General features: G+C 73.9%; 17 protein-coding genes and 1 tRNA gene. 8 read left to right on the top strand and 10 right to left on the bottom strand.

Annotated features, from left to right (window positions below):
* The first annotated feature begins 62 nt into the window (after positions 1 to 62).
* Together EUA98_RS13910 and EUA98_RS13915 are read left to right on the top strand one after the other, a co-directional pair.
* Positions 63 to 1,583, top strand: coding sequence for an alkaline phosphatase D family protein (locus EUA98_RS13910; RefSeq protein ID WP_130103291.1), 1,521 nt, complete (start codon positions 63 to 65; stop codon positions 1,581 to 1,583).
* A 133-nt stretch (positions 1,584 to 1,716) separates the two neighbouring features.
* The gene (locus EUA98_RS13915) at positions 1,717 to 3,027 is read left to right on the top strand and encodes an alpha-amylase family glycosyl hydrolase (RefSeq protein WP_130103292.1); all 1,311 of its coding nucleotides are present in this window, start codon (positions 1,717 to 1,719) and stop codon (positions 3,025 to 3,027) included.
* 63 nt (positions 3,028 to 3,090) lie between these two features.
* Here EUA98_RS13915 and EUA98_RS13920 read toward each other — a convergent pair.
* The 5 genes from EUA98_RS13920 to galU form a co-directional block, all read right to left on the bottom strand.
* Positions 3,091 to 3,166 (bottom strand) — tRNA-Ala (locus EUA98_RS13920).
* Between the two features lie 73 nt (positions 3,167 to 3,239).
* Positions 3,240 to 4,328: a hypothetical protein gene (locus EUA98_RS19810; protein WP_165372840.1), complete on the bottom strand. Its 1,089-nt coding sequence runs from the start codon at positions 4,326 to 4,328 to the stop codon at positions 3,240 to 3,242.
* Between the two features lie 74 nt (positions 4,329 to 4,402).
* Positions 4,403 to 5,014: a GNAT family N-acetyltransferase gene (locus EUA98_RS13930; protein ID WP_130103294.1), complete on the bottom strand. Its 612-nt coding sequence runs from the start codon at positions 5,012 to 5,014 to the stop codon at positions 4,403 to 4,405.
* Position 5,015: 1 nt separating this feature from the next.
* Positions 5,016 to 6,245, bottom strand: a complete 1,230-nt coding sequence (locus EUA98_RS13935) for a molybdopterin molybdotransferase MoeA (protein WP_130103295.1) — start codon at positions 6,243 to 6,245, stop codon at positions 5,016 to 5,018.
* The gene (gene galU, locus EUA98_RS13940; protein WP_130103296.1) at positions 6,242 to 7,141 is read right to left on the bottom strand and encodes a UTP--glucose-1-phosphate uridylyltransferase GalU; all 900 of its coding nucleotides are present in this window, start codon (positions 7,139 to 7,141) and stop codon (positions 6,242 to 6,244) included. Before galU ends, EUA98_RS13935 begins: the two co-directional genes overlap by 4 nt.
* A 132-nt stretch (positions 7,142 to 7,273) precedes the next feature.
* On the opposite strand from galU, the gene EUA98_RS13945 reads away from it, so the two are divergent.
* Positions 7,274 to 7,924, top strand: coding sequence for a 5-formyltetrahydrofolate cyclo-ligase (locus EUA98_RS13945; RefSeq protein WP_130103297.1), 651 nt, complete (start codon positions 7,274 to 7,276; stop codon positions 7,922 to 7,924).
* Here the strand turns inward: EUA98_RS13945 and EUA98_RS13950 are convergent.
* Entirely contained in the window at positions 7,902 to 10,511 is a 2,610-nt protein-coding gene (locus EUA98_RS13950; protein ID WP_130103298.1) for a penicillin acylase family protein, read from the bottom strand. The two genes, EUA98_RS13945 and EUA98_RS13950, sit on opposite strands and share 23 nt — an antisense overlap.
* Positions 10,512 to 10,681: 170 nt before the next feature.
* On the opposite strand from EUA98_RS13950, the gene EUA98_RS13955 reads away from it, so the two are divergent.
* From EUA98_RS13955 to mscL, 3 genes are all read left to right on the top strand, one after another.
* Entirely contained in the window at positions 10,682 to 11,104 is a 423-nt protein-coding gene (locus tag EUA98_RS13955) for an FmdB family zinc ribbon protein (RefSeq protein WP_130103299.1), read from the top strand.
* A 174-nt stretch (positions 11,105 to 11,278) separates the two neighbouring features.
* Positions 11,279 to 12,070 carry an SAF domain-containing protein gene (locus EUA98_RS13960; RefSeq protein ID WP_242511530.1) on the top strand — a complete coding sequence of 264 codons (792 nt, stop codon included), beginning with the start codon at positions 11,279 to 11,281 and terminating at the stop codon, positions 12,068 to 12,070.
* Positions 12,071 to 12,148: 78 nt separating this feature from the next.
* The gene (mscL, locus tag EUA98_RS13965; RefSeq protein ID WP_130103300.1) at positions 12,149 to 12,562 is read left to right on the top strand and encodes a large conductance mechanosensitive channel protein MscL; all 414 of its coding nucleotides are present in this window, start codon (positions 12,149 to 12,151) and stop codon (positions 12,560 to 12,562) included.
* A gap of 49 nt (positions 12,563 to 12,611) precedes the next feature.
* On the opposite strand, the gene EUA98_RS13970 is transcribed toward mscL, so the two are convergent.
* The 4 genes from EUA98_RS13970 to EUA98_RS13985 form a co-directional block, all read right to left on the bottom strand.
* Entirely contained in the window at positions 12,612 to 12,821 is a 210-nt protein-coding gene (locus tag EUA98_RS13970; RefSeq protein WP_130103301.1) for a hypothetical protein, read from the bottom strand.
* Positions 12,822 to 12,916: 95 nt separating this feature from the next.
* Positions 12,917 to 17,086, bottom strand: a complete 4,170-nt coding sequence (locus EUA98_RS13975) for a hypothetical protein (RefSeq protein WP_165372841.1) — start codon at positions 17,084 to 17,086, stop codon at positions 12,917 to 12,919.
* Between the two features lie 265 nt (positions 17,087 to 17,351).
* On the bottom strand, positions 17,352 to 18,902 hold the full coding sequence (locus EUA98_RS13980) for a chitinase (protein WP_130103302.1): 1,551 nt from the start codon (positions 18,900 to 18,902) through the stop codon (positions 17,352 to 17,354).
* An 85-nt stretch (positions 18,903 to 18,987) separates the two neighbouring features.
* On the bottom strand, positions 18,988 to 21,459 hold the full coding sequence (locus tag EUA98_RS13985; protein WP_130103303.1) for a glycosyltransferase family 2 protein: 2,472 nt from the start codon (positions 21,457 to 21,459) through the stop codon (positions 18,988 to 18,990).
* 144 nt (positions 21,460 to 21,603) lie between these two features.
* Between EUA98_RS13985 and EUA98_RS13990 the strand changes: the two genes are divergently transcribed.
* Complete coding sequence (locus EUA98_RS13990; RefSeq protein ID WP_130103304.1) at positions 21,604 to 22,626, top strand: DUF2804 domain-containing protein; 1,023 nt, start codon at positions 21,604 to 21,606, stop codon at positions 22,624 to 22,626.
* Between the two features lie 112 nt (positions 22,627 to 22,738).
* Positions 22,739 to 23,065, top strand: a complete 327-nt coding sequence (locus tag EUA98_RS13995) for a DUF1801 domain-containing protein (protein WP_130103305.1) — start codon at positions 22,739 to 22,741, stop codon at positions 23,063 to 23,065.
* Positions 23,066 to 23,445: the final 380 nt, after the last annotated feature.

Here is a 23,445-nt window from a genome sequence, read left to right on the forward strand (position 1 = left end):
GCTTACAGTGGAAGTGACGACGATCCCTTCGCCCGTGCGTTCGCCCGCGAGAGGAGTGAACCGTGACCCCCAGCCACGACGACGAGAGCGCAGCCGCCCGATCCGGGCCGCGTCCCGACCCGATCCCCGGCACCCCGAACCCGGACAGCCCCAGCCCGAGCCCGAGCGGCCCCCGCGCCCCGAGCCGGCGCCCGACGCCGAGACGCCTCGGCTGGGCGCTCGTCGCGGGGGTCGCCGCACTCGGGCTGGGCGCCGCCCTGGTGGTGGGCCTGGGCAACGATCCGGAGGCGGCGCCAGCGACGACGGCAACCCCGGCGGCCTCCGCCCGGGCCCTGCGAGGCGCCGCCGTCGCCCCGGGAGTCGCCGCGGCGTCCGACGCGACCCTCATCTACGCCGTCGTCGGGGCACCGACCACCGCGGGCTTCACCGTGTCGACCAAGACCGCCGGTGCCGTCTCCGTGCGGCTGGTGGTCTCGCCGGATCCCACCCTCGCGACGGGCACGGTGTACGGCGCCCCCGCGGTCCCCGACGCGGACGGCTGGGGCAAGCCGTCGGTCACCGGACTGGCGCCCGGTACCGCGTACTTCTACGCCGTCGAGCTGACGGACGCCGCCGGCGCGACCACGACCACGGACGTGCAGGGCGCCCCGGCGACGCTCGCCGGCGGACCGGCGTCGTTCACCGTGGCGTTCGGCTCGTGCCTCAAGCTCGGCGCCGACGACGAGGTGGCGTTCACCCATCTCCTGGCGCGGTCCCCCGACCTGTTCTTCCACCTGGGCGACTTCCACTACGCGGACAACTCCTCGACGTCGCAGGCCTCGCACCTGGCCGATCTGGAGGACCAGCTGGCCGGCAACCCCGCCCTGCGGTCGGTCCTGGCCGCCGTGCCCACGCTGGCGATCAAGTCGGACCACGACGCCGGCGGCGGCAACGACGCGGGGCCCGGCCCGTACACCGCCCCCAACCGGGCCGCGTACCAGCAGATGTTCGCGACCCCGCCGCTGACCGATCCGGCGGCCCTGTACTGGTCGTTCACGACGGGGCGGGTGAAGTTCATCTTCACCGACCACCGCTACCCACGGACGGCGACCTCGATGATGGGGGCGGCGCAGGAGGCATGGTTCAAGAACGAGCTCACCACCCCGGAACCCGTCAAGGTGTGGGTGCAGGACTCGACCTGGAACACGCGCGCGGACCCCGAGCCCGGTGGGGACAAGTGGTCCGACTACCCCGCCGAGCACGCCGCGCTCGGGAGCTTCATCGCCGACTCGGCCGTCGGGAAGGTCATCTCGCTGCACGGCGACCAGCACGCCCTCGCCGCCGACGACGGCTCCCACAACGACTGGGGCGGGTTCCCGACGTTCTCCGCCGGCCCGTTCCGGCAGGCGGCGTCCCACAAGGGCGGGCCCTGGTCGGACGGTCGCTACCCGAAGTCGACCGGCTCGGTCGTCCAGCAGTACGCGGTGCTGTCGGTCACCGACACCGGCTCGAGCCTCGACGTGACGGTCACCGGGTACGACTCCGACGACGAGGCCCGGGTGAGCCTGACCGTGACGGTCGACGCGCCGGTTGCCGTGGGCTGAACCTGGACCGGGCGCACCGCCGTGCGTCCGGACCGCGGTGCGCCCGGACCGCGGTGCGTCCGGACCGGGCGCCGGGCGTGGGACGATCGGGCACCGCCTGGTGCGTCCGGGTCAGATCTTGCGAGGAGCCAACATGTCGGCCTGGGCCGACCACGCCATCTGGTGGCACATCTACCCGCTCGGCTTCACCGGGGCGCCGCCCGCCGCGCTCCCCCCGGGCGCTTCGGTGGCGCACCGGCTGGACCACCTGACCGCGTGGCTGGACTACGTCGTCGAGCTCGGCGCGAACGGACTCCTGCTCGGCCCGATCTTCGCGTCCGAGACCCACGGCTACGACACGACCGACTACCTGCGGATCGATCCGCGGCTCGGCGACGACGCCGACTGGGACGCCCTCGTGCTCGCCGCGCACGGCCGCGGCCTGCGCCTCATGCTCGACGGCGTCTTCAACCACGTCGGGCGCAGCCACCCGCGGTTCGTCGCGGCGCTGGCCGACGGCCCCGACTCCGCCGCCGGCCGCTGGTTCCACTGGCACCCCGACGAGTCCGGCACGCTCGTCCCGCAGGTCTTCGAGGGGCACGACGCGCTGGTCACCCTCAACCACACCAACCCCGAGGTGGCCGCGCACGTCGCCCACGTGATGGGGCACTGGCTCGACCGCGGCGCGGACGCGTGGCGCCTGGATGCGGCGTACGCCGTCCCGGCGGACTTCTGGCGCCAGGTCCTGCCCGCCGTCCGCGCGACCCATCCCGATGTCTGGGTCGTGGGCGAGATGATCCACGGCGACTACGCGGAGTACGTCGCGGCCGCCGGCATCGACTCGGTCACGCAGTACGAGCTCTGGAAGGCCCTGTGGAGCTCGGTGCTCGACGGGAACTTCTTCGAGCTCGCCTGGGCGCTCGAGCGGCACGACGCGTTCGCCGCGGCGTTCCTGCCGCTGACGTTCGTCGGCAACCACGACGTCACGCGGATCGCGAGCCGGATCACCGACCCCCGGCACATCACGCACACCGCCGCCGTGCTGTTCCTCGTCGCGGGCGCGCCCGCGGTGTACTCCGGCGACGAGCAGGGCTACCGCGGGATCAAGGAGGAGCGCTTCGGGGGCGACGACGCCATCCGCCTGACCTTCCCGGCCACCCCCGCGGGCCTCGCCCCCGAGGGCTGGTCGGTGTACCGCGAGCACCAGCGGCTCATCGCCCTGCGTCGCAACCACCCGTGGCTCACGCACGCGCGGACCACGGTGCTGCACGTGGCGAACGACCAGCTCGTGCTCGCGGCCGACTCGCCCACCGGCGACGACCGGCTGGTGCTCGCCCTGAACCTGGGCGACGAGCCGTTCGCCCCGCCGGTGGCGCTGGGCGGCAGGCTCCTGACCTCGGGCGACGACCCTCCCGAGAGCGCGGACCGGGTACCTGCCCACGGCTGGGCGGTCCACCGCGGCTGATCCCGCGTCGGGTACGCAAAAGGGCGGTCGATCTGCAGTGACGCAGATCAACCGCCCTTTTCCTGGTGGAGCTGAGGGGATTCGAACCCCTGACCTTCTCATTGCGAACGAGACGCGCTACCAACTGCGCCACAGCCCCCCAAGCGGGGTAAAGATTAGCACCCACGGAGCGGAAACCGAGAAATCGGGTTCAGATCACCGCGAGCGGCCACTCATCCGGCGGCCCGGCGACGCGCGAGGATCGCGTCCAGGTCGAGCGGGGCACTCTCCGGCGCGAGCGGTGGGGCGACGGCGTCCGTGACCTGCGAGGCGGCGACGTCGCCGTCGGCGGCGGCGGCGGGTTCGGCGAGGTCCTGGGTCGGCTGCGCGGCCGATGCCGCCGGCATCTCCGGTTCGGAGATGACCAACGGGATGGGTTCGCGGCGGGGCGCGGCGGCCTTCGTCGTGTACGTCGGGCGGGGCACGGGCACCGGGGACCAGCCGGCCGGTTCGGACTCGGGTGCGGCAGCCTCGGTCGATCCGCCGTCGGCGTCGGCCACGGGAGCGCTCGCCACGGCGCCGGCTGAGCCGCCCGCCTCGGCGTCGTCGGCCGGCGCGGTCGCGTCGTCGCGGATGCGGGCGATGACCTGGGTCGGCGCGTCGGACGGGTGCAGCGCCCGGCCGGTGACCGGTGCGTTCGCAGCTCGAGCCGCACCGCCGGTGGCGCTTCGCTGGCGCTCCCAGGCGGCGTCGGCCACCTGGCCCTGCACCACGGCGCGACGGCCGAGCACGAGGACGCCCGTGAGTGCGACCGTGGGCGCGATCGCCGCGACGACCGCGACGGCGGTCAGGCCGACGACGACCCAGCCCGCCACGCTCATCACGAGCAGCGAGAGCGTCAGCACGCCACGACGACGCGCGGCGGCTCCGCGTCGCGCGAGGCTGGCCGCCCGGTGGGCACGGCGCTGGGCCGCACGCCTCGCGGCGTCGGCGCTGATCCTGTCCTGCGTCCCGTGCGGTCGATCCACGATCCTGCCTTCCGTCACCGCGACAACCCCGAGGTTCTGCACCGGTATCCCCCGGCAAGGAGTGAGCAGCGACGAACGTCTCTCGACGCTCGTGCCGCAGTCCGTCCGCGCCTCGCTCACGCGCGGGTCCCGGCCCGGCCGGCCGGTCACCGCGAGCACGCGCAACGCCCCGGAGAACCTGTCTTCGGCACGCGACTCGAGCAGCTGTTGCCGGTGCCGCAACCGATGCGGCACCAGGTAGGCGATCCAGAGGACGGCCGCCGCGAGGGCGACTACTCCTGCTGGATCTCGCACCCTTCGACGTTAGGCGAGTCGCGTGCGACGCCGCCGCAGCCCGCGCGGCGTGTCGGCGGGCGACCGCACGGGTTTCAGCCCTCGGGCGGGTTCGCCGGCCCCGCGTGCCACCGCGCGAGCAGCCCGCCGGGCACGTCCTCGGTCGTCAGCGCGAACGACCGGTGGTCGCGCCACGAGCCCGCGATGTGCAGGTAGCGCCGCCGAAGACCCTCGTCGCGAAAGCCGAGCTTCTCCACGACGCGCAGGCTGGGCCCGTTCTCGGTCCGGATGTTGATCTCCATCCGGTGCAGCCCGAGCTCCTGGAAGCAGTGGTCGGTGGCCAGCGCGACGGCGGTCGGGGTCACCCCGCGCCCGGCGACGTGCTGCGAGACCCAGTAGCCGATCGTCGCCGAGCACAGCGACCCGTACGTGATGCCGGAGACGGTCAGCTGGCCGACGAGCGCGCCGTCGAGGTCGACCGCGAACGGCAGGGTGGTCCCCTGCCGCGCCTGGACCGCCAGGGTGTGGACGAAGTTGCCGAACGTCGGCGCGGGGCCGACGACCGGGACCGGCGAGGACGCCTCCCACGGCGCGAGCCAGGCCGAGTTGGCGGCGCGGAGCGCGAGCCACACCCGCCCGTCGCGGCGGCGCAGGGGTCGCAGCCGCACGCCTGAGTCGGTGAGGACCGCGGGCCACCCGGTCGCCATCTCAGCCCTCGAGGACGAGGCAGTGGACCCGGTCGCCGGCCTGGACGGCTACGTCGCGCTCGGGCACGACGGCGAGCGCGTTCGCGCGCGAGAGCGCGACGACCGAGAGCTCACCCGGCTCGCCGAGCGGCGTCACGCGATAGCCGCCGTCCGGGCTCCCGGCGAGGATCGCCGGCACGAACTGACGCTGCCCCGCCGGGGACGGCCACCCGGCCGTGGCCACGGCCGGGACCGAGGACCGGAACAGCTCCGCGCGGCCGGAGATCGCCCGGAGCACCGGGCGGACGAACACCTCGTACGAGATGTACGCCGCGACCGGGTGCCCGGGCAGCGCGAAGATCGGCACCCCGGGGTGGTGGTCGTCGCCCCCGACGCGCCCGTAGCCCTGCAGCCGACCCGGAGTCATCGCGACATGGTCGAAGCGCACCGTCCCGAGAGACGCGAGCACGTCCTTGACGGTGTCCGAGGCGGACTCGCTCAGCCCGCCGGTCGTGATGAGCAGGTCGGCGCGGACCAGCTGGTCCTGGATGACCTCACGCAAGGCGGCACGGTCGTCACCCACGACCCCGATCCGGATCGCGTGCGCACCCGTGTCGCCCACGGCGCTCACCAGCGCGGGACCGTTCGCGTCATGCACCATGCCGTCGAGCGGAGCCGCGCCCGGGGCGGTCAGCTCGTCGCCGATCGAGAGCACGACGACGCGCGGCGACGGGTGCACCGTCACCCGGCCCCGCCCGAGCGCGGCCGCCAGGGCGACCTGGCGGGGCCCGAGCCGGGTCCCGGCCGCGAGCACGACGTCGCCGCCCCGGGCGTCCACGCCTTCGCGGCGGACATGCTCACCGGGCACGGTCGGGCGCGGCACGAGCACCCGGGCCGTGCCGCGGTCGGTCTGGTCGAGCGGGACGACGGCGTCGGCTCCCCGCGGCAGCGGCGCACCCGAGGCGATGCCGACCGCGTACCCGGACACGAGGCGCAGCGGCGCAGCGGCGCCCACGTGCACGTCGTGAACCACCGGGAGGTGCAGCGGCAGCCCGTGGCCGGCGGCGGCCGTGTCGGCGGACGCCACGGCGTAGCCGTCCTGCGCGGCGAGCGCGAACGGCGGCAGGTCGTGCGCGGCGACGACGTCGACCGCGAGGATGCAGCCGACGGCGTCGGCCAGCACGACCTCGAGCGGCGCGACCGGGCCGACGGCCGCGAGCACCGCCGCCAGCTGGTCCTGGACCGATCTCACGCCGGCAGGCTCGGAACGTACTCCGCCAACCAGCGGCGGAACTCGGGGCCGAGGTCGGGTCGGTCGGCGGCGATCCGCACGACGGCCTTGAGGTAGTCGAGCCGGTCGCCGGTGTCGTAGCGGCGCCCGCGGAAGATCACGCCGTACACGCCGCCGCCCTGCTCGACCGGCATGCCGGCGAGGGTCGCGAGGGCGTCGGTGAGCTGGATCTCGCCGCCGCGGCCGGGCGCGGTGTCCTCGAGCACGCGGAACACCGCGGGGTTCAGCACATAGCGTCCGATGATCGCGAGGTTGCTCGGCGCGTCGGCGGTGTCGGGCTTCTCGACGAGCCCGGTGATCCGGACCTCGTCGGACCCGCCGCCCTCGAGCGGCTCGGCCGCGGCGCAGCCGTACAGGTGGATCTGGTCGGGGTCGACCTCGAGCAGCGCGATCACCGACCCGCCCGTGCGCTCCTGGAGCGCCACCATCGCAGGCAGGATCGGGTCGCGACGGTCGATCAGGTCGTCGCCCAGCAGGACGGCGAACGCCTCGTCGCCGACGTGGCGCTTCGCGCAGAGGACCGCGTGGCCGAGCCCCTTGGGCTGCCGCTGCCGCACGAAGTGCACATCGGCGAGGTCGGTCGAGGCCCGGACGAGCGCGAGCCGTTCGGTGTCACCCTTCGCCTCGAGCGAGGCCTCGAGCTCGGGTGCGGCGTCGAAGTGGTCGGCCAGGGAGCGCTTGCTGCGGCCGGTGATCATGAGGATGTCGTCCAGGCCGGCCGCGACCGCCTCCTCCACCACGTATTGGATCGCGGGCTTGTCCACCACCGGGAGCATCTCTTTCGGAGTGGACTTCGTCGCCGGCAGGAATCGGGTTCCGAGACCTGCGGCCGGGATGACTGCCTTGTAGATCGCCATGGCCGAAAGGTTATCCGCCCGACGGCGGTCCGCCGCGCTGCCCGACCCGATTCGACCCCGTTCGCGTACGTCCGCACCCGCCGGTGTTCGTCGCGCGCCCCGCCCGCGAGCGGGGTGCGAGACACTGGGGGCATGAGCACCGCCGCCCAGCCCTATCCCCCTGCCCTCGGAGTCATCGAGCCTGAGGACGCAAAAGACACAATGCGGACGGCAATACGCTCAGCCCGGCAGCAGCGTTCCGAACGTCGCCGCCAGGAGGCCGCGCAGGCGTTCGCCGATGTGCTCGAGACGATGCCCGAGCTGCGCGCGGCCCGTTGCGTCGCCGCCTACGTCGCTCGACCCTTCGAGCCGAGCACCGGTCCCCTGCTCGAGCTGCTCGCCGATCGCGGGGTCCGGGTCCTGCTCCCGGTGCTCGGCACCGGGCTGCAACGCGACTGGGCCGCGTACAACGGCGCCGACGACCTGCAGCAGCGGGCACCGGGCCGCCCGCGCGAACCCGGTACGGCGGGGCTCGGTGCCGAGGCGCTGCAGTCGGCCGACGTGATCGTCGCGCCCGCGCTCGCCGTCGACACCTCCGGCGCCCGCCTCGGGCAGGGCGGTGGGTGGTACGACCGCGCCCTGGAGCACGCGCGCCCCGGGACCCCGGTGATCGCGATGGTGTTCGCCGAAGAGGTCTACGACGCGGGCACGCGCCCGCTGCCGCGCCAGCCGCACGACCGGTTGGTCGACGCGGTCGCCACGCCCGAGGGCTGGCGCTGGCTCAGGCTCCAGACCGCAGAGTGAGCCGGTCGGCCGCCGACTCGTCGACGGCCGCGGCGGAGTAGGGCCACGGGTAGGTCTCGCCCCGGGCCCAGGCCCCGAACTGGTCGCTGTAGTGCGCGCTCGCCGGGTGCCCCGAGGTTCCCGTGAGCGTGACCCATGTCGAGGCGTCAAGATCGGCGAGGTCCACGACCATCCGCATCGACGGCCCCTTGGTGACCGCGAACGAGTCGGTCGCCGCGTCCCAGCTGGTGGCATTGACGATGGACGACCCGCCCGCGACGGCGATCGCGTCCGGGTTCACCAGCCGCCGGACGACCGCCGGGACGGTCGGGCCGCCGAGCGCCGCATGCTCGGGCGCGGCGGTGTGCAGCTTGCCCCAGTTCCAGTCGGACGGGTCCTTGCCGAGCTCGACCGTCAGCTCGCGGCGGGCCGAGGTGAGCGCCTGCGAGAGGATCTCGTCCCGCCCCTCGACGATGCCGACCGTGGTCCGGTCGTCCCACCACAGGTCGTCGGGCCGCTCGAGCATCCCTCGCACGACCTCGAGCCAGCGGCTGCCGCCGTCGGGCCGGGCACTGTCGGGCAGGTCGTCCCAGAAGGTGAGCTCGAGCAGGTTCGACCAGACCGACGCGAAGTACGCCGCCGCCGCCGAGTCGGTCGTCGAGTGCCCGTCCCAGCCGCGCAGCAGGTCCTGCCCGGCCCGGTCGAACGTCGTGGGGACCTTCGCCGAGAGCAGCATCGGGACGAGCATGGTCGCGTACGGGTTGGCGTCGTCGAGCTGCAGCTGGGACGTCGCCGCGCCGTCGATCGCGTCGCCGCGGGCGATCGAGGCGACCAGCACGTCGCGCACCCGCTGCGAGCGGTAGCCGAAGTCCCAGTCGCTGGTGAGGAACGGGCCCGCACCGGTGGGGGTCACGGCCTGGTTCGCGGCCACGATGAAGCCCTCCGGCGGGTCGAGCACGGCCGGCATGTCCGCCGCCTCGACGTAGCCCTGCCAGTCGTAGCGGCTGTCCCAGCCGGGTCGCGGCCAGGTGCCGTTCGAGGGGACCGGCCCGTCGGCGACCGCGGCGCGCACCGGGATCTTGCCCGGGGCCTGGTAGCCGATGTGACCGTCGGTCGTCGCGAAGACGATGTTCTGCGAGGGCACCTCGAACAGGGTCGCGGCGGCCGCGATGTCGGCGGCCGTGCGAGCGAGGTCGATCGCGAAGACCGCGTCGGCCGTGCGGCCCGGGGTGAGCGCGGTCCAGCCCAGCGAGATCTCGTAGACCCCTTGGGGGGCGCCGTCGGGCAGGGGCGCGACCCGGGCGCTGTTCACCTCGGGCAGCACGCCCGAGATGATCGGTCCGTGCCCGGTCGAACGGACGGTCACCTCGACGTCGTCGGCGCCGTTGACCTTGATCGTCTCGGTCCGGGTGGTGACGTCGCGGCGCTCGCCCTCGCGCAGGTACTGCTCCCCCGAGGTGCGCTCGAGGAAGAAGTCGGTGACGTCGGCGCCCAGGTTCGTGATGCCCCAGGCGAGCGCGTCGTTGTGGCCGATGACGACGCCGGGGAAGCCTGCGAACGAGAAGCCGGTGACGTCGAACGGGCAGCCGTCGTCGACGACGGCGCAGTGCAGCCCCACCTGCGACCAGACCCCGGGGGCGGAGATCGCCAGGTGCGGGTCGTTCGCGAGGATCGGCAGGCCGGACGCCGTGTGCTCGCCGGCGACCACCCAGGAGTTGGAGCCGACACCCTCACCCTCACCGAGCAGGTGCGGCACGGCGGCGAGCGCATCCTTCGCGGAGGTGAGCGCATCCTGCAGAGCGTCGGACGCCAGGCCCTGGCCGGACAGGTCACCCGCGGACAGGTCACCGGCCGAGAGGTCGCCCGGGGCGGAATCGGCCACCGGCGCAGCGGTCGGCGCCGCCGAGGCGAGGATCGGGGCGTTCACCTCCTGCCGGTAGGCGGGGAACAGCTCGTCGACCCGGGCGATGTCCCGCACGGAGGCGAAGCTGGTCGCGCGGTCGAGCTCGTCGTCGTAGTTGCCCCGCAGGTCCCATGCCATCGCCTTGAGCCAGGCCAGCGAGTCGATCGGGTCCCACGGCTCCGGCTCCGCGACGTCGACCTGGAGCCCGAGCACGGTGTACTCGATCCCGAGCGTGTCGGGGTTGCGGGTCTCGAGGTAGGCGTTGACGCCGTCGGCGTAGGCCTGGAGGTACTCCCGCGTGCTGGGCAGGAGCAGATCCCACTCCTGCTCGGCGACCCGGCGCCAGCCGAAGGTCCGGATGACCGTGTCTGCCTCGAGGGCGTCCGCGTTCTCACCGACCAGCTCCGAGATCCGGCCAGCCGTGACGTGGCGGCGGTAGTCCATCTCGAAGAAACGGTCCTGGGCGTGCACGAATCCCTGGGCGCGGAAGAGGTCGGCGGACGTCTCGGCGGTGATCTGCGGCACGCCCCGGGCGTCGCGCACGACGTCGACGTCGGCTGTCAGGCCCGGCAGGTCGAGCGTGCCGCCGACCTGCGGCAGCGGGCGGCGGACCACCACGAGAGCCAGCACGGACGTGGCGATGAGAGCAAGGACCACGACGCCGGCGACGACGAGGATGAGGCGGACGGCTCGACGGCGGGGCACGCAGCGAGAATAGCCCGTCGGTCGCGGGGCCCGACGGCGTCCTGCGTCGGGGCGGCGCCGGGCCTGCCCGGGCCCTCGGATCCACCCTGCGCGCAGACGACGTACGATTGGCACTTGAACCAGGAGAGTGCCAGCGGTCGCTGGCGCTGACGGAGCAAGGAGGATCAATCGTGCCCACCTATGCCTACGCGTGCACCGCGTGCGACCACCGGTTCGAGGCGCAGCAGTCCTTCACCGATTCTTCGCTGACCGTCTGCCCCGAGTGCGAGGGGCGCCTGCGCAAGGTGTTCCCGAGCGTCGGAGTGGTGTTCAAGGGCTCCGGGTTCTACCGCAACGACTCGCGGTCGAGCAACCACGGCAAGATCCCGGCGAGCTCCACCGCCTCGCACGGCGACTCCGGCTCGTCGGGTTCCGGCTCGAGCGACTCCGGCAGTGCGAGCAGCTCGAGCGAGTCGAGCAGCAGCCGGGCCGCGGCGTCGGCTGCACCCGCGGCGGCCTCGAGCACCGCCTCCTCGGGCGGCAGCACGGGTTCCGGCAGCAAGGGCTCCGGCAGCAAGGTCGCCGCGAGCTCGGGCGCCACGACGTCCAAGTAGCACCGCCTTCGGGTAGCACCGCCTTCAAGTAGCACCGCCTCGAGGTGGCACCTCCTCCACCTCGGTCGGCGCTCGGGCGGGCGCCCGACCCGCGGGTCGGCGACCGTCGCGTCCGTGCACAACCCGTTCCCGGCGGTCCTGCCTACCGGTCGACGTCGTCCTACCGTCGCGACCATGCCCCGCCTCCCTGCCCGTGTGCCGGCCGCCGGATCGATCCGCGTCTCCGGCCGTGTCTACGGCCGTGGCCAGCCCGACAGCGGCCCGCGTGACCGGCACCGGACCCCGGGGGTCCGATGGCGCCTGCTCGCCTGGCGGGTGCGCTTCCCGGTCGCGGCGGCCCTGCTCGCGCTGGCAGCGACGCTCGTCATCGCCGAGCTCCGCCCGGCGCCGGCCGTCACCGTCCCGGTCGCCGTCGCCGGGCGCGAGCTCGCACCCGGGGTGCCCCTGGCGGCCGCCGACCTGCGGGTCGTGCGCATGCCGCCCGCACTGGTGCCGAGCGGAGCCCACCCGAGCGTGGACACCGTCGTCGGGCAGCGGCTCGTCGTCGGTGCCCCGGCCGGGCTGCCGATCGTCCACGGGCTGCTCGCGGGCGATCGGCTCGCCACCGCGGGGCCGGCCGGGACGGTGGTCGCTCCCGTCCGGCTGGCCGACCCCGCGGTCGCCGCCCTGCTCCGGCCCGGCGACCGGATCGACCTCCTGGCGGCGGCGGGCACCGCTGATGGGGAGCCAGCCGTGCACCAGCTCGCCACACGCGCCATCGTGCTGGCCGATCCCGGCTCCGACTCCGCGAGCGCGGGGGCTTCAGCGGGCCAGGACGCGGGGGCGGGTGCGATCGGGGGGCTGCTCGGTGGCGGCGCCGACCCGGGCACCGGGGCGCTGACGCTGGTGGCGGTGACCCCGGCCGAGGCGGCCGCGCTCGCCGGAGCGGTGGGCTGGGCGAACCTGAGCGCGGTCGTCGTGGAGTGAGGTCGCGGTCGAACGGACCGCCGCACGAGCCGTGCGAGGATCTGTCCCGATCTGACCACCGACTGGAAGGGGACTCCGATGCGATCGGTCCTTGAGGGGTTCAAGAACTTCATCATGCGTGGCAACGTGGTCGAGCTGGCGGTCGCCATCGTGATCGGCGCCGCGTTCACCGCGCTGATCAACTCGATCGTCACCGGGATGTTCACGCCGCTGATCGCCGCGATCCTCGGCAGCGCCGACCTCAGCCAGGCCGGGATGTTCGAGATCAACGGCGCGATCTTCATGCCGGGCCTGGTGCTCGACGGGCTGATCAAGTTCCTCGTGATCGCCGCGGCCGTGTACTTCGTGATCGTGCTCCCGCTCAACAAGCTGGCCGAGCGCCGCAACCGGGGTGTCGAGCCCGAGGTCGCCGCGATCGCCACGGACACGCTGCTCCTGCAGGAGATCCGCGACCTGCTCGCCGCGCAGCAGGGCTCCGGCCCGCGGCACTGAGCACCGGCCGCAGGACCCGCGGGCGGCGGCCCGCGGTTCTGCGGTGCGTTCACCAGTGCGGCGGGACGTCCCGTCGCAGGCGGTCGTCGTTCGAGGAGTCACCGCTGGACTCGTGCCAGCCGACGTCGGTGTCGTCTGTGCTCTGCCCGGGCGTCGCGTCCCCCACGCCCGGCCGCACGACCCGTCGGCGCTTGCGCCGCCCCGGACCCGGCGCATCGGTGGGGGTGGCCGGATCGGGGGGGACATCGTTGCGGGGCACGGTTCGCCAGGGTACGTCGTTCGGTCATGCGGCCGTGCGGTCAGCGGCGGCCGTGCGGTTGACGGAGCCCGTGCGGTCGGTGCGGGTGGGCCGGTCTACGGGAGGATCCGGCGCACCGCGCTGGCGATCGCCGTGTCCACGCGAGCCCCGCGGCGGGCGATGCCCAGCTCGGAGCGCAGCGCGGCCGCGAGCTGCAGATGGTCACGCACCACCGAGTCGGACACGATCCAGCTCAGCAGGTCGTCCAGCTCGTCGTCGCCGTAGGCGCTGATCGGCAGCCCGGGCACGACCGGCGGGCGCGGCCGGCTGGGGAACGGCAGGGTCGGCTGCTCGTGGCCGACGGCGTGCGCACGCTCTGCCTCGGGATGCTCCACCGGTCCCGCCGTGGGCAGGTTGACCGGTTGCGCGGCGCGGGCGCGGGCCGCGACCCGGGCGAGCACGGTGCGCGCGATCGCGTCCGCCTCCCCCTGCGGGTCGAGGAACGCGGCCGCAGACCAGACCTGCGCCACCGACCAGCCGAGCCGCTCCAGTCGCCGGGCGCGCTGACGGTCGCGCACCCGCACGCTGGGCTCGGCGACGTAGTCGGCGTCGTCGGTCAGCACCGCGACGATGAGCTCACCGGGCAGGTCGGGGTGGCCGACCGCCAACGGGATCCGCGACCCGCCGGCCACGCCGTAGTCGATCTCCACGAGCAGGCCCGCGCGCCACAGCCGTTCGGCCAGGTCCATCACGAGGCGGTCCGGGCTGGTCGGGTCCGGGGCACGCAGTGCGATCCCGGTCTCGTCCCGGCCCCGCGCGGAGGCGAAGGCGAGCACGTCCGCGAGCAGGCGGGCGCCGGGGGCGCGCAGCCGCTCGGGGTCCAGCTCCGGCGCACCGAAGCAAGACACCACCACGAGCCGGTGCCGGGTCGCCCCGAGCGCGTCGAGCAGCAGGGCCGCGCCGCCCGGTCCGCTCAACGGGCCGAATCCGTGCAGCACCCGACCGTGGGGAGTCTTGCCGAACCCGATCGAGAAGATGATCGCCTCGCGCCGCAGCCCGGCCACGCCCGCGAGGTCGGCGACCACGAACGGCTCGGTCCGCCGGGAATCGAAGAACGTCGCGAGCGACGGGTTGTCGCGGACCTCGGCGAGCACCGCCTCGCGCACCCGGTTGGCATGGGTCGGCGAGGACGTGATGACCGCGAGGGACTCCTCGGGGCGGGTCAGGGCGTGGGTGATGGCGAGCTCGACGACGTGCTCGACCTCCGCCCGGGTGCTGTCCACCGCACCCGTCTCCGAGTCGGGCATCCCCGAACCATCGACCAGGTCGAGCCGGACGAGCGGTGCCGCCGCCGGCAGCGGGGTCGCCTCGAGCACGCCCGCGTAGCCGTGCTCGGCGAGGAACGCGGTCAGGTACGGGTCGCGGCGGGTGGAGTCGGCCCGCAGCGCGACCTCGGGGAGCACGGCGGCCAACTCGCGCACCGCGGTACCGGACGCGCACCGCGCATCGCCGACGACGACGACCTGGCGACCGCGCACGAGCGCCGCCAGGGCGACCTCGAGCGGCAGGTGCTGGACGGCGTCGAGCACGACGAGGTCGACGGTGCGGGTCGCGGGCAGCAGCTGCGGCACGAGCATCGGCGACGCCGTGAGCACCGGGCGCAGCCGCCGGACGAGGTCCGGGTAGCGCTCGATGGTCTGGCGCAGGCTGGTCAGTCGCTCCTCGACCAGCTCGGCGAACAGCGACTCGGCCTGCTCGCGGTGGGTGTGCAGGGTGGTGGAGATGTGGCCGACGACGGCGGAGCGCACCGGCGCCGAGAGGCTGGCGACCTGCTCGAGGTCGAGGCGGCGGAACTCCGCGGCGAGCGCCGACAGCGCCGCGCCGTCGTACCCGGCGAGGGCCGGGTCCGCGCGCAGCAGCTCGTCGAAGACGGTGCTCCACCACGCCAGGTCGAGCTCGGCGCCGACCAGCTCGGAGCCCATCCGCCGGCGGGCGAGGTCGTCGAGCAGCGGGTCCAGGCCGGCCGCACGCAACGTGCGCACGAGTGCGGTGCGCTCGGGCAGCACCTCGAGTGCGGACCGGTCGGCGAGCAGCCGCCGCAGCCGGTCGGTGAGCTCGGGGAGCGGCGCGTTCGCGAGCCCGCCGCCGCCCGGCGTGGTCGCCAGGGCGGCCTCGAGGCTGGCGAGGTCGTCCGCCACGAGCCGGTACTCGGCCTCGATGCCGGAGAGCCCCTCGGGCAGCCGTGGCCAGCCGCCGCCGGGGCAGTGCGCCTGCCAGATCTCGCGCTGGTGCTGCACCTCGACGAGCGCGGCGTGCAGGTCGGGGACGGGCCGGCCGGGCCGCGCCATGTCCTTGGCCTGCTTGCGCAGGCGCCGGCGGTGCATCCGGCCCATCGGCTGGTCGTGCTCGACCCGCCAGGCCTTGGTCGCGGTCGCCGCCACGAGGTCCGCGGCCGTGCGCTCGAAGATCATCGGCTGGAAGACGTCCAGCGCGCCGCGGATCCCGCCGAGCATCCACAGCTGCTCGCCCCAGGCGGCCACCGTCGTCGCGGTCGTCAACCCGGTGGCGACGGCGACCTCCTCGGCGCGGCCGGCGAGGACCGGCAGGCTCTGGTTCACGAGGCGCTCGATCCGCGCCAGCGCGTCGTCGGCGGCCTCGGTCGTGATCAGGTCGGCGCCGAACCACGGCGTCTCGGCCGGACGCAGGGAGAAGGCCCCGAGCGCCGCCGCCCGGGCGAGGCCCACGGCGAGGGTCTCGCGCCGCTCGACGTCAAGACCCCGGGCGACCTCGGGCGTCAGCCGCGCGGTGGTCTGCGGCGCCGGACGCGTCGCGGTGAGCCGGGCGAGGGCCTGCAGGGCGTCATAGGCCGACGCACCCCACGGCTCGCGGGCCTGGTGCAGCGCGCTGACGTAGCCGCTGAGCCGGTCGCGCTGGGCGACGAGGTTCCGGCGCAGCGCGTCGACCCGGTGCGGATCGATCGTGGTCTGCTCCAGCGTCATGGCGCCGAGGAGCCGGCGCGCGACGGCGGCGCGCCAGTCGGCGTCGGGCGCGACGTCGAGCACCAGGTCACCGAGACCCAGTTCCCCCAGCCGCGCGGTCAGCGCCGTCGCGCCCCGCCGGTGGCCCGGGACGTACAGCACGCTGCGGCCGTTCGCCGCGGCGTCGGCGACGACGGCGGCCAACGTCCCGGTCGCGTCGCAGCCGGCGGGGGCGTCGATGAACAGGTGGCTGCCGCCGGCGAGGAGGTCGAGGATGTGGCGCTGGACCGGGTCCAGATCCCCGACGCCGCGCTCGGTGGCCGGATCGTGGTCGCCGCGCACCCGCTCGGGCAGCGGTCGGGCCAGCAGCTCCAACGCCGCGTCGTCGCCGGCGAGCGCCGCGATGACGTCGTGCCGCGCCAGCGTGGCCGAGTTCTGGTCCAGGTCCTCGACCAGCACCTGTCCGGGGTGGACGAACGTGCCGACCAGCAGCCGCTCGGTGAGCGTGAAGTCCTCCAGGACGGCGGAGCCGAGCGCGGCCAGCCGTTCGAGCGCCGGGCGCGGGTTGAACCCCGAGCCCGTGAACGCACCGCGGGCGAGCGCGACGGGGTCGAGCAGCGCACCGCGCCCGCGCAACGCGCGGGCCAGGATCGGGTTGAGCTCGAGGGACGGTTCGAGGCTCAGCTCGTAGTCGCTCGCGCCGCTGCCCTTCGCGTGCAGCCCGACCGGTCGCAGCAGCACCGGCGCGCGCACCGTCCGGGGGCTGGCGGTGGTCGCGTCGGCCGGGGTCCCGTCGCCCGGGGTCTCGTCGGTCGAATCCGGGTGGTCGTGCGCCGGGCGGGTCCGGGTCACGGCGGCGAGGGCGCCGACGTCGTCGGTCGCGACGTCGGGCGAGGTCCGCTCGGTCCAGGTCGCGACCCCGATCGCCAGGTAGGTGGGGGCGATCCCGTATCGCTGGGCGTACTCCTCCGCGCGCGCTCCGACCGCCCGTGCGCGGCGCTTGGCGGTCGCGAGCGCCGCACCCTCCCGGACCAGGTTGGACAGGCGGGTGTCGCGACCGGCGAACAGCTGCGCGATGCCCGACGGATGGGCTGCGGACAGGTCGAGGGCGGCATCGCCCAGCAGCTCGACGTTGGCGAGGGACGAGCCCCCGGCGGCCTCGACGAGCGAGGAGCGCCACGAGGCGACGGCGGCGGCCACGAGCTCGGCGGTGGTGGGCGGGACGACCGCGACGGGCTGGTTGCCAGCCGGGGCGGCAGGCTCCGGAGCGCCGGACGGTGTGCCTGCGGAGGATGCGGGAACAGTCACCCTGGGAACGCTAACCGGCTATCGCCCCTACCAGTGCATGGCACGCCGTGAGGCCAGAAATCGTTCGGGTCGTCGCGCTCCGCAACACAAAATGAAAGACAGTGCGCACCGCGCAGGGGGCCGGCGATGCGCACTGTCAGGATTAATTCTGCGGCCCCGTACGGGCTCAGGTCAAATTGCCCCACGACCCGCCGGGGAGCACCCGTCAGCACCTGGGCGAGATCACTTAAACGTACTGATCAGTACGTTTGTCCGGGCCGCCGGCTCAGCTCGGTTGGACGAGGACCCACGGGGAACCGCCCGCCACGGACTCCCCGGGCGTCTGCCCCTGGGACCACCACTTGGCCTCGTACGGCACCAGGTCGAGCTGGACCCTGGTGCCGGCGAGGTAGGCCGTGGTCGCGTCCCACTGCGGGTAGCTCCCCGCCGGGAGGGTGGGCAGCGGAGCGGGGGTGTCGCCGGGCAGCACCGGGCCGATCAGCGTCCAGGGAGAGTCCTCGGCGGCCGCCACCGGGGTGTCCGGCGCGAAGCCGCTGGTCCAGTACCGGGCCTGGAAGACCTGGCCGTGCCACACGGTCTTGGTCCCCGCCGGGTAGGTGCCCAACGCGTCCCAGATCGGGAAGGGGCTGTGTGCCGGGTCGTCGACGACGGCCGTCACTGTCGGCGTCGCCGCCTCGTCGTCCTCCGACGCAGAGGGCGACGGGGCCGGCGAGAACGGGGCGGCGGTCAGGTCGGCCGAGAGCACGACGGCGAACCGCTGCGCCCCCTGGTCGACCCCGCTGCACGACGTCTGCACGACCGACAGCACCGACGGCAGCGGCGGGCCGCAGGTGGCGTCCCGGTTGAGCGACCACATGGACAGCGCGCCCACGCCGTTGGTGCGGGCGAACTCGTTGAGCACGCCGGCGTCGGCGAGCGTGAACCGCTCCGAGATGACGTCGTTCTGGCCGATCATCGGGGTGATGCCGACCTTGCCCCAGGCGTCGCCGATGCTCAGGGCCTGGCCGGCCCGCGCGAAGGCGGCGCGCACCTGGGTGTGCAGCGCGGTCGCAGACCGGACGACGACGTCGGAGTAGGGCTCGCCCGGCGTCGTGCCGGAGTTGAAGTCCATGGTCATGCCGTTCACGCCCGCGAGCTCGACGCCCGCGGAGAGCATCCCGGCCACGACCGCCTCGCCGGGGCCGGTGAGCCCGGTCGGCGCCACCGGCAGCGTCAGCCAGACGGCCAGGCTGCGGCCGTCGTCGGCCGCCCGGTCCTGGACGTCCTTGATCGCGACGGCTCGCCGCTCCGCTCCCGCGGTGTCGTCGAGCGCGGCGCCCTCGATGTCCAGGTCGATGCTGGTGAGCTCGTACCGGTCCACGACCGCCTCGTAGGCGCGGCTGAGCGCCGTCGGGCTGGTGCACCTGATGGCGAGCTCGTCGCCGCGCTGCCCGCCGAACGAGACCCGGGCGTCGCCCCCGGTGAGCCGCAGCTGCGACATCCGGCGGTCCAGCTCGAGCTCGGAGGCGGCCGCGTCGAGGGTGTACACCCCGCCCCACATGGGGGTGCAGTCGTCGTCGGCCCCGGCCGTGACGAAGGACAGGATGACGTTCGACTGGGCAGGCCCGGCCGGGGTCTCGAACGGGTAGGCGGGCGTCACCGTCACGTCCACGTAGGCGGCGAAGACCGACGGTCCGGGCGTCGCGGGAGTCGTGACGACGGCCGAGACGGCCCGGACTCCCGTCCAGCCGATCGCGGTGGCGCAGAGCAGGACGACGCCGACCCGGAGGAAGGAGACCCGCATCCGAGGACGCGGTGCAGCGGTGGTCAAGGTCATCGGGAGCCTCTTGCGGTCGAGGTGCGTGGTAGCAGGCAGGGGGTCGCGGGGCGGCCGACGCCGGGGCGGGCCGCCGGGGTGCAGCTCATGAGGTCCGCTGGTGTGCGCGGGTGTCACCACGGCGTGGTGCCGGGGCGGCGGTGACCGCGATGCTCGACGGCCCCTGGGTGGCGCCGGTCTGGTCGGGGCCGAAGTAGAGGACCGACTCCCAGTCGGGATCGGCCGTCGCGACCACGACCGGCTTGCGCGGCCCGCGCACGCGGGCCGGGACCCGCACCCAGGCCACGGTCCCGAGGATCACGTCCACGATCGAGTTGCGCACCCCGATGAAGGCGACGATGGCGTAGCAGGTGAGCGTGCCGTTGAACGCGGCGAAGGCGGCGTTGGTCCAGTTCTCCGTGCGGATGTCGTTCGCGAGCGTGTAGAAGCAGTACGCGGCGATGAGGTACGCGGCCAGCACGTACAGCGCGGGCGCCGACGTGCGGTTCTTGACCTTCGGGGTGCGCGCGAACGCGATCTTGGACTTGGCCGCGGCCTGCTGCAACGACTTCAGGGTGCCGGCAAGGTTGACCGGCAGCAGGATCAGGTTGAACGCGTACACCCGCAGGATGTCCGACCGCTTGTAGCCGAGCCGGCGGAAGTCCGAGGCCATCGCGATGAAGTACGGCAGGGCCGCCGCCAGGATGATCGGGCTGAGCAGCTGGTCGTCGAACGGGAACACGAGCAGGAACACCAGCCCGACGCTCGCCCAGCAGATCGAGGCCATGTAGTTGAACCGCAGCGCGACCGCCGCCCGGGGCACGCGGTGCCCGGCCTTGCGCTCACGTCGGACCAGCCGCGCGAACTTCGGCGCGATCAGCAGCCCGCCGTTGGCCCACCGGGCGCGCTGCACCACGAGGGAGCCGAAGTCGGGCGGGGTGGCGCTGTAGCTCAGCCGCTCGGGGTAGTTGAACAGGGTCCAGCCGTGTGCGACCAGGTCGATGCTCGACTCGGTGTCCTCGATGACGGTGCGGTCCTGCACGTACCGGCGGACCTCCTGCCCGGCGACGAACGAGACCTCGACGATGTCGTCCAGCGCGGGCTTGCGGATCACGGCGTTGGCACCCACCCAGAACGTGGCCCCGAAGTAGGTCATGCCCTGGTGGACGATGTGCTGGATGTCGGTCGTGGCGCCGGCGATCCGCTCGAGGCGGGTGCTGGCGCCCCGGAACGCGGCGTACGGGGTCTGGATGACCGCGATGCGCTCGTTGCCGGGGAGCTCAAGGTGGTAGACGAGGCGCAGGCAGTACTCACGCAGCAGCACGCTGTCGGCGTCGAGCGTGAGCAGGTAGTCGCTGTCGGGGATCAGGAACGAGTCGTCGGCCTCGGTGTCCCGCAGGACGAGCCCCAACCGGGTCTCGACCTGGCGGACCCGGCGGCCCATGAGCCCGATGTAGGCGTTGAGGTTCATGGCCTTGTTCGCGTCGTGCGGCAGGTGCGCGTACGCCTTGCGCTCGAAGGACGAGAGGTCCGCGTCGAAGGTCCACACCAGCCGGCGCCACAGCTGGCTCAACCGCTCGGCGGGCACCGCGGCGCGCTGGTCGAGCGCGGCGAACAGCGCCCGGGCCGTGATCTCGAGGTCGCCCGCGAGCCCACCGAGGACCTCGTCGGCCACGAAGTCGTCGGAGTTGGACGTGCGCGGACTGGCGGCCGCCTGGTCACGGAGCCACCGGCCCGCCCAGGCGAAGTCGATCGCGAGGGCGCGGATCTGGTCCGTCGTGCTCGCGCCACCGGCCGGCGCCAGCGCCTCGTGCAGGGCCAGGGAGGCGCTGAACCGTTCGAACGGTCCCCGCAGCAGGGCGTTGATCTCGCCCGGGAGCGCCCGGCAGCCGGCCAGGCTCGCGATCGCGTCCGGGTCGGTCGGCGTCGGCGGGTCGTCCAGCAGCAGCACGATCCGCATGCCGGGGTACTCCTGGAGGGCGGCCGAGAGCAGGGTCGACCGCACGACGGCCGGGTCCTCGCAGTAGGACGGGACCAGCACGGTCAGTGAGGGGCGCGAGTTCGTCATGAAGGCATCGATCTCGGCGCGGGGCACGCGGACGTGCCCCCGGGACCGGTACAGGGCACCCTGCCGCGCGAGCAGGTACATGAACGACGAGAAGGTGAGCAGGCTCATCACGACGACGTAGGCGATCGTCTGCGCGAGGAACCGGCTGTCGTGCAGCCCGTTGTCGATGAACTGCGAGATCACCGTCCGGGCGAGGTACACCACCCAGGCCACCGCGGTCGCGGTCAGGGCGAATCCGCCGAGCCAGGTGGCGGCGTTCCCCGCGGGCTTCTCCATGATGGGCAGGGGCGGCTTGGGGCGCTCCGCACCCCACTGCCGGCGGGGCCGCTTCGACGACGCGGGCGACGAGGCCTTGCCCAGCGGCGCGCCGGCCTCGACCGCCGTCACGACGAGACCGTCCGGCGACACCTGCTGCGGAATCCCGGCGCTGACCCGGTCCGGCGCACGGTCACGCGAGCCGGCGGCACCCGAAAGTGGTGCGTCGGAGCCGTGGGAGTGTTCGACCTTCACCTGTTAACCCCTGTTGTTCGTGGACGGACGAACCCCACATCGGCACCGCGCGGCGATGCATGAGTGGTGGGGCTGGTCGGATCCCGGACAATCCGTGCGATTCACCGGAGCCCCCTCGGCCCCGCGCCTCACTAGGCTCGCGCCATGACCCGCCCCGCCGCCGTCGTCGTCGACGCGCACGAGATCAGCCGACCGGTGGAGCTGCAGCACCCGGACGGCACGCTCGATGCGGCCGCCGTCGGCTGGACCCGCACCCCGCTGCACCGCACCGACCGGGTGGGCCAGGTGGCCCGGCGCTGGGGCCGGGCCAAGCGCTGGGAGTACTGGGCGCTGATCACCCCCACGCACGTCGTCGGCCTGACCGTCAGCTCGCTGGACTACGCCGGCCTCACCCAGGTGTGGGTGCTCGATCGAGCGTCCGGCGAGCAGGCCGACGAGGTCGTCGTCGTCCCGCTGGCCCGCGGCACCCGCCTGCCCGGGACCTACGGCGCCGGGCCCGCGAGCGCCCGCACCGCTCGGGCCGCGGTGCGGTTCACCGAGACCCCCGCCGGGACCCGGCTGCGCGCCGCCACCGCCCGCGTGCGTCTCGACGTGCTCGTCCCGCTGCCGGCGGGCCACGAACGGCTCGGGGTCGTCGTGCCGTGGGACGACCGGACCTTCCAGTACACGCTCAAGGACGTCGGCCGCCGGGTCGCCGGGCAGCTGCGGGTCGACGGGGTGACCCACGAGCTCGAGTCCGGCTGGGCGACGCTCGACCACGGTCGCGGCTACTGGCCGCGCGAGCTCGCCTGGAACTGGGGCTTCGGGGCCGGCGTGGTCGACGGGCGCACGATCGGGCTGCAGCTCGGCGGCCGCTGGACCGACGGCACCGGCTCGACCGAGAACGCCCTGGTGGTCGACGGACGACTGCACAAGATCCGCGAGGACCTGGCCTGGTCGTGGACCCCCGGTCGGTGGACCGACCCGTGGCACGTGCGGGGGGACGGGGCCGACCTCACGTTCACCCCGTTCTTCGATCGGGTGTCGCTGACCGACCTGCGCCTGGTGCGCTCCTCGACCCACCAGTGCTTCGGCACCTGGACGGGCTGGGTGCTCGACGAGAACGGCGGCCGGCAGCGGGTCGACGGCATCGAGGGCTCCGCGGAGGACGTCGAGCAGCGCTGGTAGCTCCCGCCGCCCGCCGCCCGCGCTAGCCTGCTGACGTGGTCGATCGCTACCGCTCCGTGCAGGAGTTCCTCGACGCCCAGCCCGGTGACCGCCTCCCGGTGACCGCCTCCCGGTGATCGACGCCCTGCGCGCCCTCGTGCTCGAGGCCAACCCCGCCGTCCACGAGCACATCAAATGGAACTCCCCCAGCTACGTGCTCGACGGGGTCGACCAAGCCACCATCAGCGCCCAGGGCAAGGACGGCGTCCGCCTCGTGCTGCACCGCGGCGCGACGACCGCCGAGACCACCGGGGCCCCGACCGCCTTCACCGGCGACCCGCACGGCCTGCTCACCTGGCACTCCGACATCCGGGCGAGCCTGCTGGTGCGCGACCTCGCCGACCTCACGGCGAATCGCGCTGCCGCGGTCGACGTCGTGCGCGCCTGGCTCGTCTCGTGACGACGAGCGCGGCGTTCCCGCGGGAACGTCCCTGACGAACGGCACGCCCTGAGTACTCTCCGGACATGTCCCGGGCGAGCCACAGGGGTTTCGTCGTCGTCTCCCTGGCCACCAGCGTGGCCGCGTTCATGCTCCTCGCTCAGGGAGTCGTCGACCTCTCGTCATCGAGGGGACCGTCGAGGCGCGGGGCGTTGCCCGCACGGGCGCTGTGCTCGTCAACCTCGGGGTAGCGCTGGCAGTGGCGAACGGGGCGCCCGCCGTCGTGGTCATGCGGTCACGTTGGCACGTCGTGGCCTGTCGCGCCCCTACGGGTCAGGATGAGTTGAGGCCGGTGGTTCATAGCAAGTCCGCCAGCGTGGGGCGTGAACCAGGAGTTCATC

Source organism: Pengzhenrongella frigida (assembly GCF_004168625.1).
Taxonomy (GTDB): Bacteria; Actinomycetota; Actinomycetes; order Actinomycetales; family Cellulomonadaceae; genus Pengzhenrongella; species Pengzhenrongella frigida.

Excerpts from the sequence above, each read along its gene's own strand:
- mscL (WP_130103300.1), top strand. The coding sequence starts at position 12,149 with ATGCGATCGGTCCTTGAGGGGTTCAAGAACTTCATCATGCGTGGCAAC.
- EUA98_RS13930 (WP_130103294.1), bottom strand. The coding sequence starts at position 5,014 with ATGGCGACCGGGTGGCCCGCGGTCCTCACCGACTCAGGCGTGCGGCTG.
- EUA98_RS13915 (WP_130103292.1), top strand. The coding sequence starts at position 1,717 with ATGTCGGCCTGGGCCGACCACGCCATCTGGTGGCACATCTACCCGCTC.
- EUA98_RS13945 (WP_130103297.1), top strand. The coding sequence starts at position 7,274 with ATGAGCACCGCCGCCCAGCCCTATCCCCCTGCCCTCGGAGTCATCGAG.
- EUA98_RS13960 (WP_242511530.1), top strand. The coding sequence starts at position 11,279 with ATGCCCCGCCTCCCTGCCCGTGTGCCGGCCGCCGGATCGATCCGCGTC.
- EUA98_RS13980 (WP_130103302.1), bottom strand. The coding sequence starts at position 18,902 with ATGACCTTGACCACCGCTGCACCGCGTCCTCGGATGCGGGTCTCCTTC.
- galU (WP_130103296.1), bottom strand. The coding sequence starts at position 7,141 with ATGGCGATCTACAAGGCAGTCATCCCGGCCGCAGGTCTCGGAACCCGA.
- EUA98_RS13990 (WP_130103304.1), top strand. The coding sequence starts at position 21,604 with ATGACCCGCCCCGCCGCCGTCGTCGTCGACGCGCACGAGATCAGCCGA.